The organism is Escherichia sp. E13S3 (genome assembly GCF_004212325.1).
Lineage (GTDB): Bacteria > Pseudomonadota > Gammaproteobacteria > Enterobacterales > Enterobacteriaceae > Escherichia.
Genome location: NZ_RHJR01000004.1, coordinates 316,780 through 334,751, shown reverse-complemented (window position 1 = coordinate 334,751; position 17,972 = coordinate 316,780). Strand labels below are relative to the sequence as shown.

18 protein-coding genes are annotated in these 17,972 nt (G+C 51.2%); 15 read left to right on the top strand and 3 right to left on the bottom strand.

The features are described from left to right. Window positions 1–258: 258 nt before the first annotated feature. The 7 genes from D9597_RS06860 to D9597_RS06830 all read left to right on the top strand — a co-directional run bounded on the left by D9597_RS06860 (window position 259) and on the right by D9597_RS06830 (window position 6,655). Window positions 259–825 (top strand): fimbrial protein, encoded by a 567-nt coding sequence (locus D9597_RS06860; RefSeq protein ID WP_130207292.1) that lies wholly within the window; start codon window positions 259–261, stop codon window positions 823–825. A gap of 82 nt (window positions 826–907) precedes the next feature. Next, window positions 908–3,544 (top strand): fimbrial biogenesis outer membrane usher protein, encoded by a 2,637-nt coding sequence (locus tag D9597_RS06855; RefSeq protein WP_130221959.1) that lies wholly within the window; start codon window positions 908–910, stop codon window positions 3,542–3,544. 70 nt (window positions 3,545–3,614) lie between these two features. After that, window positions 3,615–4,316: a fimbria/pilus periplasmic chaperone gene (locus D9597_RS06850; RefSeq protein WP_135387025.1), complete on the top strand. Its 702-nt coding sequence runs from the start codon at window positions 3,615–3,617 to the stop codon at window positions 4,314–4,316. A 15-nt stretch (window positions 4,317–4,331) separates the two neighbouring features. Continuing rightward, window positions 4,332–4,829 carry a fimbrial protein gene (locus tag D9597_RS06845; protein WP_130221957.1) on the top strand — a complete coding sequence of 166 codons (498 nt, stop codon included), beginning with the start codon at window positions 4,332–4,334 and terminating at the stop codon, window positions 4,827–4,829. Continuing rightward, the gene (locus D9597_RS06840; RefSeq protein ID WP_130221956.1) at window positions 4,826–5,305 is read left to right on the top strand and encodes a fimbrial protein; all 480 of its coding nucleotides are present in this window, start codon (window positions 4,826–4,828) and stop codon (window positions 5,303–5,305) included. Before D9597_RS06845 ends, D9597_RS06840 begins: the two co-directional genes overlap by 4 nt. Window positions 5,306–5,346: 41 nt before the next feature. After that, window positions 5,347–5,832, top strand: coding sequence for a fimbrial protein (locus D9597_RS06835; RefSeq protein WP_240779317.1), 486 nt, complete (start codon window positions 5,347–5,349; stop codon window positions 5,830–5,832). A 1-nt stretch (window position 5,833) separates the two neighbouring features. Then, window positions 5,834–6,655 carry a StfH/YfcO family fimbrial adhesin gene (locus D9597_RS06830; RefSeq protein ID WP_130221954.1) on the top strand — a complete coding sequence of 274 codons (822 nt, stop codon included), beginning with the start codon at window positions 5,834–5,836 and terminating at the stop codon, window positions 6,653–6,655. A 44-nt stretch (window positions 6,656–6,699) separates the two neighbouring features. Here the strand turns inward: D9597_RS06830 and smrB are convergent, their stop codons facing one another. Continuing rightward, the gene (gene smrB / locus D9597_RS06825; RefSeq protein ID WP_000730806.1) at window positions 6,700–7,251 is read right to left on the bottom strand and encodes an endonuclease SmrB; all 552 of its coding nucleotides are present in this window, start codon (window positions 7,249–7,251) and stop codon (window positions 6,700–6,702) included. Between the two features lie 166 nt (window positions 7,252–7,417). Here smrB and prmB point away from each other — a divergent pair, with 166 nt between their 5' ends. From prmB to D9597_RS06795, 6 genes are read left to right on the top strand one after another with little or no spacing between them, the layout of a single operon-like run. Continuing rightward, window positions 7,418–8,350: a 50S ribosomal protein L3 N(5)-glutamine methyltransferase gene (gene prmB, locus D9597_RS06820; RefSeq protein WP_130221953.1), complete on the top strand. Its 933-nt coding sequence runs from the start codon at window positions 7,418–7,420 to the stop codon at window positions 8,348–8,350. A 34-nt stretch (window positions 8,351–8,384) separates the two neighbouring features. Then, window positions 8,385–9,470, top strand: coding sequence for a chorismate synthase (gene aroC / locus D9597_RS06815; protein ID WP_001353064.1), 1,086 nt, complete (start codon window positions 8,385–8,387; stop codon window positions 9,468–9,470). A gap of 3 nt (window positions 9,471–9,473) precedes the next feature. Continuing rightward, window positions 9,474–10,298, top strand: coding sequence for a penicillin-insensitive murein endopeptidase (mepA, locus tag D9597_RS06810; protein WP_130221952.1), 825 nt, complete (start codon window positions 9,474–9,476; stop codon window positions 10,296–10,298). After that, on the top strand, window positions 10,298–11,107 hold the full coding sequence (locus D9597_RS06805; RefSeq protein WP_064526496.1) for a sulfite exporter TauE/SafE family protein: 810 nt from the start codon (window positions 10,298–10,300) through the stop codon (window positions 11,105–11,107). The genes mepA and D9597_RS06805 overlap by 1 nt, the downstream gene beginning before the upstream one ends. Then, a complete protein-coding gene (gene epmC, locus D9597_RS06800) occupies window positions 11,107–11,655 on the top strand; it encodes an elongation factor P hydroxylase (protein ID WP_001089241.1) in 549 nt (182 codons plus the stop codon). The genes D9597_RS06805 and epmC overlap by 1 nt, the downstream gene beginning before the upstream one ends. A gap of 33 nt (window positions 11,656–11,688) precedes the next feature. After that, a complete protein-coding gene (locus D9597_RS06795; RefSeq protein ID WP_000559761.1) occupies window positions 11,689–11,967 on the top strand; it encodes a YfcL family protein in 279 nt (92 codons plus the stop codon). A gap of 121 nt (window positions 11,968–12,088) precedes the next feature. On the opposite strand, the gene mnmC is transcribed toward D9597_RS06795, so the two are convergent. Beyond that, window positions 12,089–14,095 (bottom strand): bifunctional tRNA (5-methylaminomethyl-2-thiouridine)(34)-methyltransferase MnmD/FAD-dependent 5-carboxymethylaminomethyl-2-thiouridine(34) oxidoreductase MnmC, encoded by a 2,007-nt coding sequence (gene mnmC / locus D9597_RS06790; RefSeq protein ID WP_130221951.1) that lies wholly within the window; start codon window positions 14,093–14,095, stop codon window positions 12,089–12,091. A 158-nt stretch (window positions 14,096–14,253) separates the two neighbouring features. On the opposite strand from mnmC, the gene fabB reads away from it, so the two are divergent. Together fabB and D9597_RS06780 are read left to right on the top strand one after the other, a co-directional pair. Beyond that, window positions 14,254–15,474 (top strand): beta-ketoacyl-ACP synthase I, encoded by a 1,221-nt coding sequence (fabB, locus tag D9597_RS06785; RefSeq protein ID WP_000817178.1) that lies wholly within the window; start codon window positions 14,254–14,256, stop codon window positions 15,472–15,474. Window positions 15,475–15,739: 265 nt separating this feature from the next. Beyond that, on the top strand, window positions 15,740–16,918 hold the full coding sequence (locus D9597_RS06780) for an MFS transporter (RefSeq protein ID WP_130221950.1): 1,179 nt from the start codon (window positions 15,740–15,742) through the stop codon (window positions 16,916–16,918). Here D9597_RS06780 and flk read toward each other — a convergent pair. Then, entirely contained in the window at window positions 16,915–17,907 is a 993-nt protein-coding gene (gene flk / locus D9597_RS06775; RefSeq protein ID WP_130216936.1) for a flagella biosynthesis regulator Flk, read from the bottom strand. The genes D9597_RS06780 and flk overlap by 4 nt on opposite strands. Between the last annotated feature and the right edge of the window lie 65 nt (window positions 17,908–17,972).

Below are 17,972 nucleotides of genomic sequence, written 5' to 3'. Positions count from 1 at the left end.
AGGGAAATTCTCAAATGTTATTTGTTTTGTTAATCATTTAAATATTTCTAAATATTGTTGTTAGTAAATTTAAATTGTGTCACGCGCTCTATAATATCAACATGCTCGCCACGCCAAAGAATATCATCTCACGTGACCTCAGAAATCCTATTCAATGGTGGGTTATAAGCCACTGCAAATTACACTGAAAGTTATTATATTCAGTATTAATATGTCAGTTGGCTGACATTTTAATTATTTATGATTTAAGGACAAATAATGAGTAAGTTTGTAAAAGCAGCCGTCGCCACAGCAATGCTTATGGGGGCGCTGACTTCAGCATCGGTCGTAGCCGCAGGGAACAACGGTACAGTGAGATTTTTCGGTATAATTGAAGACTCTCCGTGCTCAATTGTTCCTGATGACCATAAGCTGGAAGTGGATATGGGGAGCATCGGTACCGGTTCTTTAACGGGTGGCAAAACTACCACACCAAAGGATTTCCAGATTCGTTTACAGGATTGCAATTTCAATACTGAAACAACGATGACCACGACATTTACCGGTAATCCATATTCCGGTAATCCAAATAATTACTCCCTGTCTAACCTGGATAATGGCACCGAAGTTCCAAACGTAAGTCTGGTGATTGGCGACCAGCGTGGTAAAGGCTATGACCTGGGCAAAGGTATCGATCAGGCCATCGCAATGGACAGTTCAACGGGTAAAGGCAAACAGAAACAAACGCTGAAATTTAAAGCCTGGTTAGTAGGTGAAACTGCTGCGGTAACACCAACTCCGGCTCCGTTTGAAACGCTAACAACGTTCCAGATCACGTATCTCTAATGTGATTCCCCCATAACTGTAAAGTTATGGGGTTTTTAAATAAAAGATAATTAAAATATAATAATTACGGATGGATACGTAAATGCCCGAACATTCTTTTCTCCGTTTACGGGGGCTTTCGTGGTGGATTGCTCTGGCAATTTCCGGAAGTCCATTTTATGCCCTGGCAGATGATACCATTCAGTTTGATGCCCGATTTCTGGAGTTAAAAGGGAATACCAAAATTGATTTGGGGCGTTTTTCCCAAAAAGGTTATGTTGAACCGGGTAAATATAATTTACAGGTTCATGTAAATAACCAATCCTTACCTGATGAATACGATATCTACTGGTACGCAGTCGAAAACAATCCTGATAAATCGTATGCCTGCTTACCGCCTGAACTGGTTGCTCAGTTAGGCTTTAAAGAAGATATCACGAAAAACTTGCAATGGATTCGTGATGGTCAGTGTCTGAATACTGAACCGTTAAATGGCATGGAAATGACTGGTGATTTAAGCCAGTCAGTTCTCGTGATTTCTTTGCCACAGGCTTATCTTGAATATACCGACAGTGAATGGGATCCACCTTCACGTTGGGATGAAGGTATTCCCGGTCTTATTGCCGATTACAGTATCAACGCCCAGACCCGGCATGAAGAGGGTGGGGATGATACTAACGATATTAGTGGTAATGGTACGGTTGGCGTTAACGTTGGCCCGTGGCGCCTGCGTGCCGACTGGCAGAGCGACTATCAGCATACCCGCAGTAACGATGATGGTGATGCTAACGATAGCGGCACGCAAAAAAACTGGGAGTGGAGCCGTTATTACGCCTGGCGCGCCTTGCCGTCATTAAAAGCCAAACTTTCGCTGGGTGAAGATTACCTCAACTCCGATATTTTTGATGGCTTTAGCTACATTGGCGGTAGCATCAGCACCGACGATCAAATGTTGCCGCCAAACCTTCGCGGCTACGCTCCGGATATTTCCGGCGTCGCACATACCTCTGCGAAAGTGACCGTAACGCAAATGGGACGCGTCCTTTATGAAACCCAGGTCCCCGCAGGCCCGTTCCGTATTCAGGATATTGGTGATTCGGTATCTGGCACGCTGCATGTCCGCATCGAAGAACAAAACGGTCAGGTGCAGGAATATGACGTCAGCACGGCTTCCATGCCGTTTCTGACCCGACCGGGTCAGGTGCGATATAAAGTGTCGATGGGGCGCCCGCAAAACTGGGATCATCACGTCGAAGGGAGTTTCTTCTCAGGAGGCGAAGCGTCATGGGGGATCGCCAATGGCTGGTCACTTTACGGCGGCGCGTTAGCGGATGAAAACTATCAATCAGCAGCAATTGGGCTTGGGCGCGATTTGGCGCTGTTCGGCGCGTTAGCGTTTGATGTTACCCACTCCCGTACTCGTTTTGACGACAACAGCGTATACGGCAACAAAACGCTGGATGGTAACTCTTATCGTGTCAGTTATGCCAAAGATTTTGATGAACTCAACAGCCGTGTGACCTTTGCCGGATATCGCTTCTCTGAAAAAAACTACATGACCATGAGCGAATACCTGGATGCTAACAACGCCGATCGGGCGCGCACGGGTAACGACAAAGAGATGTATACGGTCACTTACAACCAGAACTTCAGGGATGCGCGTGTTTCGGTCTATCTCAACTATTCCCACCACACCTACTGGGACCGCGAAGATCAAACCAACTACAACATGATGCTTTCTCATTATTTCAATATGGGAAGTATCAGAAACATGAGCGTTTCTCTGACCGGTTATCGCTATGAATACGATAACAACGCCGATAAAGGTATTTATCTTTCCTTAAGTCTGCCGTGGGGCGACAGCAGCACCATCAGTTACAACGGCAACTATGGCAGCGGTGCCGACAGCAGTCAGGCGAGTTTGTACCATCGAATTGATGATGCCAGCCACTATACGCTGAGTGCAGGCACCAGTGAAAACCACGCCAGTGTAGATGGTTATTACAGCCACGATGGCACGATGGCAAAAGTTGATCTGAGCGCCAACTATCATGAAGGGCAATACACTTCCGCGGGTATCTCTTTACAGGGCGGGGCAACGCTGACTGCTCACGGCGGCGCGCTGCATCGCACGCAGAATATGGGCGGTACGCGTCTGCTGATTGATGCCGATGGCGTTGCCAATGTACCAGTAGAAGGCAATGGTGCTGCTGTTTATACCAACATGTTTGGTAAAGCCGTGGTGGCCGATGTTAACGACTACTACCGTAATCAGGCTTATATCGATTTGAATAACCTGCCAGAAAATGCTGAGGCCACCCAGTCGGTGGTCCAGGCAACGCTAACGGAAGGTGCCATTGGTTATCGTAAATTTGCAGTGATCAGTGGGCAGAAAGCAATGGCGGTATTGCGATTGCAGGATGGTAGTCATCCGCCATTTGGTGCGGAAGTGAAAAATGTTAATAAACAGCAAGTTGGTCTGGTTGATGATGAAGGGAATGTCTATCTGGCGGGCGTTAAACCGGGTGAACGCATGACGGTATCCTGGGAGGGAGAATCCCACTGCGATATCAGTCTGCCGGACCCGCTACCGGATGATCTCTTCAATGGTTTGCTGTTGCCATGCCAGCAAATTGGGGGAAGTGCTCCCGCAATATCACATGATATTCAGCCCGTCATTCAGGAGCAGACACAACAGGTGACACCAATGGAACCACCAATGTCTGTTTCATCGAATTAATAACGTGATTAAGGAATGATCCATGTCTAAACATATCTCTTCAAAAAAGATCGTCACTGCATTGACGTTGATGGCGGCGGCTGCAAGTTTTTACGCACAGGCTTCAGTGACGCCCGATCGTACCCGTTTGATTTTTAACGAAAGTGATAAATCTATTAGTGTTACCCTACGTAATAACGATCCTAAACTTCCTTACCTGGCGCAAAGCTGGATTGAAGATGAAAAGGGTAACAAGGTGAGTTCACCATTAGCTGTTTTACCTCCTGTACAGCGTATTGATGCGATGATGAACGGTCAGGTGAAAATTCAGGGATTGCCAGATATCCACAAATTGCCTGCCGATCGCGAAACGATGTTCTACTTTAACGTTCGCGAGATCCCGCCTAAATCGAATAAAGCTAACACGCTGCAAATTGCTCTGCAGACACGTATCAAACTTTTCTGGCGTCCTAAGGCACTGGAAAAAAGCAGCACACAAACTCCCTGGCAGCATAAAGTGACCCTAACCCGCAGCGGCCAGGAATTTACCGTCAATAACCCAACGGCGTATTACGTCATCATCAGCAACGCCAGTACGCAGAAAAATGGCAATCCAGCGGCGGGTTTCTCGCCGTTAGTCATGCCGCCCAAAACCAACGCCCCGTTAAACGTGAAAATGGATAGCACACCAGTGCTGACCTATGTCAACGACTATGGTGCGCGTATGCCGCTCTTTTTCCGCTGTAGCGGTAGTGCCTGTCTGGTGGATGAAGAACTAAGCAGCAAAGGCTGATTCCAGGAGAATCCGATGAGAAAGATGTTTCTGGTTAAATTACTGCTGGTTTTTGGTGTGGTGAGCCATCCTGCGGCAGGCGGAGAATCGAAATCCGTTGATCTGATATTGCGGGTGCTGGTCGATGCTCCACCACCTTGTTCAGTAACGGGTAGTGCTGTGGAGTTTGGTGATGTGATCATCAAAAAGATCAATGGCACCAACTATCGCATGAATGCTGAGTACAAACTGGACTGTAAGGGAAGTCTAAGTGACGACCTGCAAATGCAGTTTAAGGGAGCGACTACCACGATTAATGGCGAAACAGTGTTGAGCACAGGGATTTCTGGATTTGGGATTCGAATTGAAAATGCGGCTGATAATTCGCTGTTTCCGATTGGCGAAAACAACTGGATGCCTTTCAACATCAACAGCCAACCGAAGCTGAAAGCGGTGCCAGTAAAAGAGAGCGGTGTATCACTCGCGGCATCGGAATTTAACGCCAGTATGACCATGGTGGTGGATTATCAATGAAACGACTCGTTTTTTTTGTGATTTGCAGTTGCTGTAGCGTGGTACAGGCAGCTACACCGGACATTACTTTTCACGGAACTCTGATATCACCGCCTGTTTGTACCATTAGCGGCGGGAAAACCATTGAAGTGGATTTTGGTGACATCCTTATTAATGACATTGACGGTGTTAACTTTCTTCAGACTGTGCCATATGAGATCACCTGTGATTCTGGTGTTCGAGATGCGGTTTGGGAAATGACACTGACCTGGAAGGGGACACCTACCAATTACAATACGTCGGCGGTCCAGACCAGCGTTACTGACCTGGGCATTGAAATGCAACAAAACGGCAGTCCGTTTGAGCTGGATAAGCCTCTGAGTATTGATCCTGCCAGCCCCCCAACGCTCAAGGCGGTACCGGTGAAAGCCAGCGACGCGGCGTTGGGAGACGGAGCATTTTCCGCTTATGCCACGCTACAGGTGGATTACCAATGAAAACACCAGAATATGTTCTCGCAACACTGCTGGGGAGTTTAATGCTGACCTGGGCGACGACGGTGCAGGCGACTGATAACCTGCATTTTTACGGTAATCTATTGAATAAAACCTGTACGCCAGTAGAGACACAAGGATTGCTGGCAGAAGTGCAGTTTCCTACGGTGAGTACACAAGATTTAATGGTCGCCGGGCAGTCGGCCCGCCAGCCTGTAGTTTTTCAACTGAAAGACTGTAAGGGGCCAACCTCATACAACGTAAAGGTAACCTTGACCGGCACGGAAGATAGCGAACAGCCGGGTATTCTGGCGCTGGATGCGTCATCGGGTGCGCAGGGAGTAGGTATAGGTATGGAAAAAAACGACGGCACACCTGTCGCCATCAACAGTACTATTGGTGCGACCTTTGTACTTAATAATGGCAGCAATAGCTTAAATTTTCGCGCCTGGTTACAGGCAAAAAGCGGTCGTGATGTGACTCCCGGTAATTTTACCGCTCAGCTAACCGCAACGTTTGAGTACCTTTAAAATGAAAAAATTACGCTATTTTTTTTGCTTATTTGTATTGATGTTACCTACCGCGATGGCATCAATAACGTTTCGTGATATGCACACCGACATGGGTTATGCCGGTAACTTTAATACCTCAATCTGGTATGAACTTAATGTTCAAACCTCATCAGGTGTATATCAGGGAGAATATCACCGGGATGGTTATATTCTTCTGGCCGGAGATATTCCGAATATATCCTGGAATGGGCCAGGGCCAGCACCCAAAATTAATGTGAAAAGTGGGGAATCTATTGATTCATCGAATTGTCCAGGGCTGCCGGCATCGGGAGAATTTACTTGTAACAAGGTGATCATGGACATCATCGTTGAAGGAGATCCTGGTGGCTGTCCCTGGATAGTGACCAGTAATATCAAATCACAATCAAGAAGAAGTGGTGTTGTTTATATGGGACCTTCGACTTTTAACTCCACATGTCCGCCGATTCCTTTAGACCCTTATGATGTTTCATGGAGCCCAAATTCGGTAGTACGTAGCAAGCTATTATCATTGAAATCCACTGGAGGGGTAATCGAAAATACACTCCCCACCTTTTTGATGAAGGATGGCAAGTTGTGTGATGGTAGCCAATTTGACGATCGTGGCGCATATTGTCGCTTTGTATCGCAAATGATCACTTTTACGTCATATGGTTGTACCGATAACAAAGTGACAACCATACCAAACCGACATGCGATAACTGACAAGCAACTGCACGATATTGTGGTACGTGTCGATACCACTACACCGCAACCTATAGATTCCACTTGCCGATTCCAGTATGTGCTGAATATGTTGTAGCGACCAAACCGGATACGGCGTTTATGCCGTATCCGGTTTTGCGTTCAGGGCAACTCAGGCGGCAGCCACTCTTCCACCTCAATCAACACCAATAACGCCGCATCACCACCGTACTCTTTGGGGGCCTGGTGAAACGCCATCACATGCGGATGTTGCGCCAGCCACAGTGGTGTTTGCTGTTTCAAAATATGCTTCCCGTGACCATGCATCACGCAGGCACAAAACACATGTTCGCGGCGGCAGGCGGCAATCAACGCGCCTAGTTCCTGTTTGGCTTGTAGCTGAGTCAGACCGTGTAAATCCAAAAACAGCTCCGGCGAATAATCGCCACGGCGCAACTTCTTCGCCTCAAAATGACTCACATCCGGGCGGACATATTTCACCGGACCTTCGGTATTCAATAACGGCTGAAACTCATCTGAGAAATAATGGCTGGCATCAGCCTGCTCCTGAATCAACCGCTTAACCGGCACTTCGCTGATTTTTTTACGCTGCGGTCGGTGGACAATCGTGTCCTGCTTAATCTTGCGAGTCCCCGCCATCAACTGGCGAAACAGAGCCTGGTCCTCCTCGCTAAGTGTTGTTTTCTTTTTCATCTATGCATCTCTATTTTTTCTTTTCCTACAGTTTACCCGACTCGCAGCCCAATCGATCGGACAAAACATAATTTTCCTGCGTCATCGCCGCGTGAATGCTGATTTATCGTCATCTTCATGGCAAACTAGCCGCCGAAATTATTGCGATCATGCCCTGGAGGAATACGTGGATAAAATTTTCGTTGATGAAGCAGTAAATGAGCTGCAAACCATTCAGGACATGTTGCGCTGGTCGGTTAGCCGCTTCAGCGCGGCAAATATCTGGTACGGTCACGGTACCGATAACCCGTGGGATGAAGCGGTGCAACTGGTGTTGCCGTCGCTCTACCTGCCGCTGGATATTCCGGAAGATATGCGCAATGCGCGTCTGACCTCCAGCGAAAAACACCGTATTGTTGAGCGCGTGATCCGCCGCGTCAACGAGCGCATTCCGGTGGCTTACCTGACCAACAAAGCCTGGTTCTGCGGCCATGAATTTTACGTCGATGAACGCGTGCTGGTGCCGCGCTCGCCGATTGGTGAACTGATCAACAATAAATTTGCCGGACTCATCAGCAAGCAACCGCAGCATATTTTAGATATGTGTACCGGTAGCGGCTGCATCGCCATTGCCTGTGCTTATGCCTTCCCGGATGCAGAAGTCGACGCGGTAGATATCTCTCCCGACGCGCTGGCGGTTGCTGAACAGAACATCGAAGAACACGGTCTGATCCACAACGTCATTCCTATTCGGTCCGATTTGTTCCGCGACTTGCCGAAAGTGCAGTACGACCTGATTGTCACTAACCCGCCGTATGTCGATGCGGAAGATATGTCCGACCTGCCAAACGAATACCGCCACGAGCCGGAACTGGGCCTGGCATCTGGCACCGACGGCCTGAAATTGACGCGTCGCATTCTCGGAAACGCGGCAGATTACCTCGCTGATGATGGCGTGCTGATTTGTGAAGTCGGCAACAGCATGGTACATCTTATGGAACAATATCCGGATGTTCCGTTCACCTGGCTGGAGTTTGATAACGGCGGCGACGGTGTGTTTATGCTCACCAAAGCGCAGCTTATTGCCGCACGTGAACATTTCGCGATTTATAAAGATTAAATAAACACGCAAACACAACAATAACGGAGCCGTGATGGCTGGAAACACAATTGGACAACTCTTTCGCGTAACCACCTTCGGAGAATCGCACGGGCTGGCACTCGGCTGCATCGTCGATGGTGTTCCGCCAGGCATTCCGCTGACGGAAGCGGACCTGCAACATGACCTTGACCGTCGTCGCCCTGGGACATCGCGCTATACCACCCAGCGCCGCGAGCCGGATCAGGTCAAAATTCTCTCCGGTGTTTTTGAAGGTGTGACCACCGGCACCAGCATTGGCCTACTCATAGAAAATACCGACCAGCGTTCTCAGGATTACAGCGCAATTAAGGACGTTTTCCGTCCAGGCCATGCCGATTACACCTACGAACAAAAATACGGTTTGCGCGACTATCGCGGCGGTGGACGCTCTTCCGCCCGTGAAACCGCCATGCGCGTGGCGGCAGGGGCTATTGCCAAAAAATATCTCGCCGAGAAATTTGGCATTGAAATCCGCGGCTGCCTGACCCAGATGGGCGACATTCCGCTGGAAATCAAAGACTGGTCGCAGGTCGAGCAAAATCCGTTCTTCTGCCCGGACCCGGACAAAATCGAAGCCTTAGATGAACTGATGCGCGCGCTGAAAAAAGAGGGCGACTCCATCGGCGCGAAAGTCACCGTTGTTGCCAGTGGCGTCCCCGCCGGACTTGGCGAGCCGGTCTTTGACCGCCTGGATGCCGACATCGCCCATGCGCTAATGAGCATCAACGCGGTGAAAGGTGTGGAAATTGGCGACGGTTTTGACGTGGTGGCGCTGCGCGGCAGCCAGAATCGCGACGAAATCACCAAAGACGGTTTCCAGAGCAACCACGCGGGCGGCATTCTCGGCGGTATCAGCAGCGGGCAGCAAATCATTGCCCATATGGCGCTGAAACCGACCTCCAGCATTACCGTGCCGGGGCGCACCATTAACCGCTTTGGCGAAGAAGTTGAGATGATCACCAAAGGCCGTCACGATCCCTGTGTCGGGATCCGAGCAGTGCCGATCGCTGAAGCGATGCTGGCGATCGTTTTAATGGATCACCTGTTACGGCAACGGGCGCAAAATGCCGATGTGAAGACTGATATTCCACGCTGGTAAAAAATGAACAAAACCGCGATTGCGCTGCTGGCCCTGCTTGCCAGTAGCACCAGCCTGGCAGCGACGCCGTGGCAAAAAATAACCCAACCTGTGCCGGGTAGCGCACAATCGATAGGCAGTTTTTCCAATGGTTGTATCGTCGGCGCTGACACGTTGCCGATACAGTCCGAACATTATCAGGTCATGCGTACCGATCAGCGTCGCTATTTCGGACACCCGGATCTGGTGATGTTTATCCAGCGCCTGAGTAGCCAGGTGAGCAATCTGGGCATGGGTACGGTGTTGATTGGCGATATGGGAATGCCTGCTGGTGGGCGTTTCAACGGCGGTCACGCCAGCCACCAGACCGGACTGGATGTCGATATCTTCCTGCAACTGCCGAAAACACGCTGGACCTCCGCGCAGCTCTTGCGCCCGCAAGCACTGGACTTAGTTTCCCGCGACGGTAAACACGTTGTCTCCACGCTGTGGAAGCCAGAAATTTTCAGCTTGATCAAACTCGCCGCCCAGGACAAAGACGTCACGCGCATTTTTGTTAATCCGGCGATTAAACAACAACTTTGCCTTGATGCGGGTACCGATCGCGACTGGTTGCGCAAAGTGCGACCCTGGTTCCAGCATCGCGCACACATGCATGTACGATTACGTTGTCCTGCCGATAGTCTGGAGTGTGAAGATCAACCTTTACCGCCACCAGGCGATGGTTGCGGGGCAGAACTGCAAAGCTGGTTTGAACCTCCAAAACCGGGAACAACAAAGCCTGAGAAGAAGACACCGCCTCCGTTGCCGCCTTCCTGCCAGGCGCTACTGGATGAGCACGTGATCTAATGGAAACGTTTAATAGCCTGTTTATGGTTTCCCCGCTGTTGCTGGGAGTCCTCTTTTTTGTCGCCATGCTGGCGGGATTTATCGACTCGATTGCCGGTGGCGGTGGGTTACTCACCATTCCGGCATTGATGGCGGCGGGGATGTCTCCCGCTAACGCGCTGGCAACCAATAAACTGCAAGCCTGCGGTGGCTCTATTTCCGCCACTATCTACTTTATTCGCCGCAAAGTGGTTAGCCTAAGCGATCAGAAACTCAATATCGCCATGACCTTTGTCGGCTCAATGAGTGGCGCACTGCTGGTGCAATATGTTCAGGCCGATATATTACGGCAGATATTGCCCATCCTCGTGATTTGCATCGGCCTCTATTTCTTGCTGATGCCAAAGCTGGGTGAAGAAGATCGCCAGCGCCGGATGTACGGTTTACCCTTCGCGTTAATTGCCGGTGGCTGTGTCGGTTTTTATGACGGATTCTTTGGCCCGGCTGCCGGATCGTTTTACGCGCTGGCTTTCGTTACGCTGTGTGGATTCAACCTCGCCAAAGCCACGGCTCACGCCAAATTACTTAACGCAACGTCAAACATCGGCGGTTTGCTGCTGTTTATTCTCGGCGGCAAAGTGATTTGGGCGACGGGATTTGTGATGCTGGTGGGGCAGTTCCTCGGGGCGCGCATGGGTTCCCGACTGGTGTTGAGCAAAGGACAAAAGCTGATCCGCCCGATGATCGTTATTGTCTCGGCGGTGATGAGTGCCAAATTACTTTATGATAGCCACGGACAGGAGATCCTCCACTGGTTGGGGATGAACTAATGAACAGTACACACCACTATGAGCAGTTGATTGAAATTTTTAATAGCTGCTTTGCCGATGAATTTAATACCCGTCTGATTAAAGGCGACGACGAACCGATCTATCTTCCTGCTGATGCGGAAGTACCGTATAACCGAATCGTCTTTGCCCACGGCTTTTATGCCAGCGCAATTCACGAGATTTCGCACTGGTGCATTGCCGGGAAAGCGCGCCGTGAGCTGGTTGATTTCGGCTACTGGTATTGCCCGGACGGTCGCGATGCCCAAACGCAAAGCCAGTTTGAAGATGTTGAAGTGAAGCCGCAGGCGCTTGACTGGTTGTTCTGCGTGGCGGCGGGATATCCGTTTAACGTCAGTTGCGACAATCTGGAAGGCGACTTCGAACCGGATCGTGTGGTGTTTCAACGGCGGGTACATGCGCAGGTGATGGATTATCTGACAAATGGCATTCCGGAACGCCCGGCACGCTTCATTAAAGCACTACAAAATTATTATCACACGCCGGAACTTACGGCGGAACAATTCCCGTGGCCGGAAGCGCTCAACTGAAGCCGGCGCCACGTTTTACAATGAGGAAAGAAGATGATCGCGGAGTTTGAATCACGCATTCTGGCATTAATCGACGGTATGGTTGACCATGCCAGTGATGATGAGTTGTTTGCCAGTGGGTATTTGCGTGGCCACCTGACATTAGCTATCGCAGAACTGGAAAGTGGTGATGACCACTCCGCTCAGGCGGTGCATACGACCGTTAGCCAGAGTCTGGAAAAAGCCATTGGTGCTGGTGAATTGTCGCCGCGTGACCAGGCGCTGGTAACCGATATGTGGGAACACCTGTTTCAGCAGGCGTCACAGCAGTAAGTTGTTGGCGTCTGGAGCACCATGCCTGATGCGACGCTTATCGCGTCTTATCAGGCCTACACGTCACACGTAGGTCGGATAAGGCGTTCACGCCGCATCCGACAAACAATGCCAAAGCAGATTACCCCGCCTTAACCGTTTTACCTTTCAACAACTTCCGCACCCATAACCTATTCGGATTTAACGCCGCCAGCGTACTGGCATCCATCGGAATCGGTTCTTCACTCATCTGTGCCGCCAGAATCTCGGCACACAGCGGGGCAGAACACAAACCACGCGAACCCAAAGCAGCAAGCATAAAGAGATCGTCATAAATCGGCGCGCTTACCGCCTCCTCTTTCTGCTCCGCCAGCGACGCATATTTCACGAGTGTAGCGTCATAATCAGGCACGTTGCCTACCATTGGCAGATGATCGCGGGTGGCGCAACGCACACCGCAGCGCGCCTCTTTATCACTGACATCAACCGCTTTCGCCCATTGTGCCTGCGGCAAACAATCAATCAATCGCTGGCGATTCTTCAGCTGATCTTCCTCACTGTATGCCGTATCTTCGCTGCCGCGATGATAACTGGCACCAATACAATGATGTTGATTCGCCGGATTTTGCGGCGTGAGATAACCGTCATAGCACAGCACTTGCTTCAGCTTCGCCAGTTCCGGCGTTGTCGGAATATGGCTGACCTGCCCGGCAACTGAATACACTGGCAGAGACGACGTTTGGCTGAAACGGCTGATTTGATGCCCATTCGCCAGTACCACTACACTATGCGTCGCTTGCTGATCACCTGCAAAATTCAACAACCAACAATCATCCTTACGGGATAAATTCTGCAATCGGTGGTTATAACGATTCTGCAAACCTTGCTGTTCCGCCAGTTCCAGCACATTACGGGTCAGTTCCGCCGGACACAGCCAGCCACCTTGCGGATAAGTAATACCGCTGCAATTTGTCGCAACGCCCGTAATTTGTTCAACCGCATTTGCCTCAACGGCTACAGCCAACTCTGCGGGTAAATCCATCGACAGCATCTGTGCGATTTTATGCTGGCTTTTCTCATCCCAGCCTAACTGTGTGACGCCGCACCAGTCATGATCAAATTTAACGGGTAATTGGTCGTAAAGCCGACGAGCAAAAGTAAACGCATTAGAGAAAAAGCGGTTTAGCGCCTCATCGTGTTTACTTAAGAGCGGATACAGCGCCCCCTGACGATTGCCGGAAGCACCCAGCGCGGGGGCCTCATCCGCACAATAAAGCGTTACCTGCCAGCCGCGACGTAATAGCGCCAGCGATAACAACGCGCTGGCAATACCGCCGCCGATAATCGCTGCTTCCCGTTTGCGGCTGCCCGTACGATTAAACCACGGCGTGGAGCAGGGGAGGGGTAATGTCTGTTCCATCACCCCACAAAGCATTTCCCGTTTGCGCCCAAAGCCCTTACGTTTTTGCATGGTGAATCCGGCTTCCTGCAAACCGCGGCGGACAAAACCAGCAGAAGTAAATGTCGCCAGCGTGCCGCCCGGACGCGCCAGTCGTGCCATGGCGTTAAACAGATTTTGCGTCCACATATCCGGGTTTTTCGCTGGCGCAAAGCCGTCCAGAAACCAGGCATCTACTTTTTGATTTAGCGAATCGTCCAGTTGGCTGGTCAGTTCGTTTATATCGCCAAACCATAAATCCAGCGTTACGCGGCCTTCATCGAGCAATAAACGATGGCAACCGGGTAGGGGCAAAGGCCACTGTGTCTGAAGCTGTTCCGCCCACGGCGCAAGTTCCGGCCAGTGTTGGTGCGCTAACGCTAAATCAGCACGAGTGAGGGGAAATTTCTCAAAACTAATGAAATGTAAGCGTTGTAATTGCGCCTGTGGATGCGCTTCGCGAAACTGATCAAATGCCTGCCATAGCGTCAGGAAGTTTAATCCGGTGCCGAAGCCGCTCTCTGCTACCACAAACAGAGGATGTGGATGCTCAGGAAAGCGTGCCTCTAATTGGTTACCCCCAAGAAAAACATAACGCGTCTCTTCCAGTCCGTTATCGTTGGAAAAATAGACATCGTCAAAATCTCGGGAAACAGGTGTACCCTCAGCATTAAATTCAAGGTTGGCAGGTTGTATGGAGTAGTGTTTCACGTAAGTTACTCGTCTTACAGGCGGTGGCTCGATCTTAGCGATGTGTGCCAGGCTGCGCAAATTTCTCTATTAATTGGCTGATCGGACTTGTTCGGCGTACAAGTGTACGCTATTGTGCATTCGAAACTTACTCTATGTGCGACTTACAGAGGTATTGAATGAAACGTGCAGTGATTACTGGCCTGGGCATTGTTTCCAGCATCGGTAATAACCAGCAGGAAGTCCTGGCATCTCTGCGTGAAGGACGCTCAGGGATCACTTTCTCTCAGGAGCTGAAGGATTCCGGCATGCGTAGCCACGTTTGGGGCAACGTAAAACTGGATACCACTGGCCTCATTGACCGCAAAGTTGTGCGCTTTATGAGCGACGCATCCATTTATGCATTCCTTTCTATGGAGCAGGCAATTGCAGATGCTGGCCTCTCCCCGGAAGCTTACCAGAATAACCCGCGCGTTGGCCTGATTGCAGGTTCCGGCGGCGGCTCTCCGCGTTTTCAGGTGTTCGGCGCTGACGCAATGCGCGGCCCGCGCGGCCTGAAAGCGGTTGGCCCGTATGTGGTCACTAAAGCGATGGCATCTGGCGTTTCTGCCTGCCTCGCCACGCCGTTCAAAATCCACGGCGTTAACTACTCCATCAGCTCCGCGTGTGCGACTTCCGCACACTGTATCGGTAACGCAGTAGAGCAGATCCAACTGGGCAAACAAGACATCGTGTTTGCTGGTGGCGGTGAAGAGCTGTGCTGGGAAATGGCTTGCGAATTCGACGCAATGGGCGCGCTGTCTACCAAATACAACGACACCCCGGAAAAAGCCTCCCGTACTTATGACGCTCACCGTGACGGTTTCGTTATCGCTGGCGGCGGCGGTATGGTGGTGGTCGAAGAACTGGAACACGCGTTGGCACGTGGTGCTCATATCTACGCTGAAATCGTTGGCTACGGCGCAACGTCTGATGGCGCAGACATGGTTGCTCCGTCTGGCGAAGGCGCAGTGCGCTGCATGAAGATGGCGATGCACGGTGTTGATACCCCAATCGACTACCTGAACTCCCACGGTACTTCGACTCCGGTTGGCGACGTGAAAGAGCTGGCGGCTATCCGTGAAGTGTTCGGCGATAAGAGCCCGGCGATTTCTGCAACCAAAGCAATGACCGGTCACTCTCTGGGCGCTGCTGGCGTACAGGAAGCTATCTACTCTCTGCTGATGCTGGAACACGGCTTTATCGCCCCGAGTATCAACATTGAAGAGCTGGACGAGCAGGCTGCGGGTCTGAACATCGTGACCGAAACGACCGATCGCGAACTGACCACCGTGATGTCTAACAGCTTCGGCTTCGGCGGCACCAACGCCACGCTGGTAATGCGTAAGCTGAAAGATTAATTCGGAGTAGGTCGGATAAGACGCGTCAGCGTCGCATCCGACGATACGCGGCAATGCTGCCTCCAGCACTAAAGAATAAGGGAACCCGATGGTTCCCTTTTTCACATCATTGACAATCGCCGCCTGTTCCAGGCAAACTTCCCGCTTTGTCGATTTCCGTCTGAAAAGACGTTCGCGTTAAATCCTGCCAACGCACCGTAACCCTGAAAACCAGAGAGATGAGACGGGGAGACTCCTCGCCTTGCGCTGCATTCTGGAGTAAAGCATGACTGCTGTAAGCCAAACAGAAACACGATCTTCTGCCAATTTTTCGCTCTTCCGCATCGCTTTTGCGGTTTTTCTCACCTACATGACCGTCGGGCTGCCGTTGCCGGTTATCCCGCTGTTTGTTCATCATGAACTGGGCTATGGCAACACCCTGGTCGGGATTGCCGTCGGGATTCAGTTTCTGGCTACGGTGCTGACGCGTGGCTACGCCGGACGGCTGGCCGATCAATATGGTGCAAAACGTTCGGCGCTTCAGGGTATGTTCGCCTGCGGTCTGGCTGGCGGCGCGCTGCTGCTGGCGGCGCTTTTGCCTGTCTCCGCACCGATTAAATTTGCCCTGCTGGTCGTCGGGCGTTTGATTCTTGGTTTTGGTGAAAGCCAGTTGCTGACGGGCGCTTTGACCTGGGGATTGGGCATTGTCGGGCCGAAACACTCAGGCAAAGTGATGTCGTGGAACGGGATGGCGATTTATGGCGCACTGGCGGTGGGCGCACCGCTAGGCTTGTTGATTCATAGCCATTACGGTTTTGCCGCACTGGCGCTTACGACAATGGCATTGCCTTTACTGGCGTGGGCTTGTAACGGCACAGTCCGCAAAGTACCGGCAATGGCGGGAGAACGTCCATCGCTGTGGAGTGTTGTCGGACTTATCTGGAAACCGGGTCTTGGTCTGGCGCTTCAGGGCGTTGGCTTTGCGGTTATCGGAACCTTTGTATCGCTCTACTTTGCCAGCAAAGGATGGGCGATGGCAGGTTTTACACTCACCGCATTTGGCGGCGCATTTGTCGTGATGCGCGTGATGTTCGGCTGGATGCCAGACCGTTTTGGCGGCGTGAAAGTGGCGATTGTCTCTTTGCTTGTCGAAACGGTAGGTTTGTTGCTGCTCTGGCAAGCGCCTGGCGCGTGGGTGGCATTAGCTGGTGCGGCGTTAACCGGGGCAGGGTGTTCACTTATCTTCCCGGCGCTTGGTGTGGAAGTGGTTAAGCGCGTTCCGTCTCAGGTTCGCGGTACTGCGCTCGGCGGTTATGCGGCGTTTCAGGATATCGCCCTCGGTGTTTCCGGGCCACTGGCAGGTGTCCTGGCGACCACATTTGGCTACTCGTCGGTATTCCTTGCCGGGGCGATATCGGCGGTGCTGGGGATTATCGTGACGATACTGTCATTTCGTCGTGGTTAACTCAATAACCAGACCAACATCACGATGATGGCGGTCAGCAATATCCACAGGCTGGGGCGCATGGCCATTTCTTGCATCGTGTTAATGAATGGCGTAAAGGGATTGAGTAACGGTTGAATATCTCGCGGTTCAATCCCATTCACCCGCCGTTGATAAAGCTGGTTGAGGATATCCTCGGCCTGTGCGGAAGTCAGGGCTGATTGCTGAGAAAGGCCATATTTTTGCTCAACATAGCTCGATAATACTGTCAACTCGCTGGCATCCAGTGGCTGTTTTAGCGCCATCTGAAGCGACTCCAGCGTCGGTGTATTTTGCTGACTTAACACCTGGCGTGCCTGCAACCAGGTAACCAGGTGGGTAAACATTTTTGCCGGGATCAACTCACCATTTTTTACCCCAGAAAGTTCCAGCATAGATTGCCAAATCTGTTTGCTGGGTTCTCCTGTTGCCGCCGCGAGTTTAGTCACCAGTTGCTTAAGCGTATTGTGTTCTGCCGGTAGCAAAGGGCGATCGGTCGCCTGGCGCTGTTGCGGCTGCGGGATAACCATCTTCCCTTCCTGTAACAGCGTCAGGACGGTTTTTAATTGCTCCGGTGAGAGTTGATTCAGCGGCGTCTGACCAAAGTTATGACGAATGTAATCTGTGACCGCCTGACGATTATTCCCCAGCCGTAAATACTCGCTCAATTGCGCCAAAAGCTGGCGGACAGAATGGCTTTCTTGCGCGGCCAGTAAACGTTGTGCAAGGTTTTGTTCTGCGGCGGGGAAATTGCGTGAAAGTAACGGTGAATCGCCCGGCAGACCGATGTCGTGCTTTATACCGGCCCACAATTCCGCGCTCTGCTGTTGCGTCAGCGAAGTCACTTTGGTTATCAAACTTTCCAGCACTGTACGTTGTAAGCTGGATAAAGGCTGATTGCCTGCGCCAGACGACAGTTTATCCCCCTGACCCGGTGGTTGCCCAGGAGGGGCGGAAATTGGTTGTATCATTACGTATCCTTATACCTGAAATCATCGCAAGTATGCCTGGCCGCGAGATTATGGCACACTTGTCC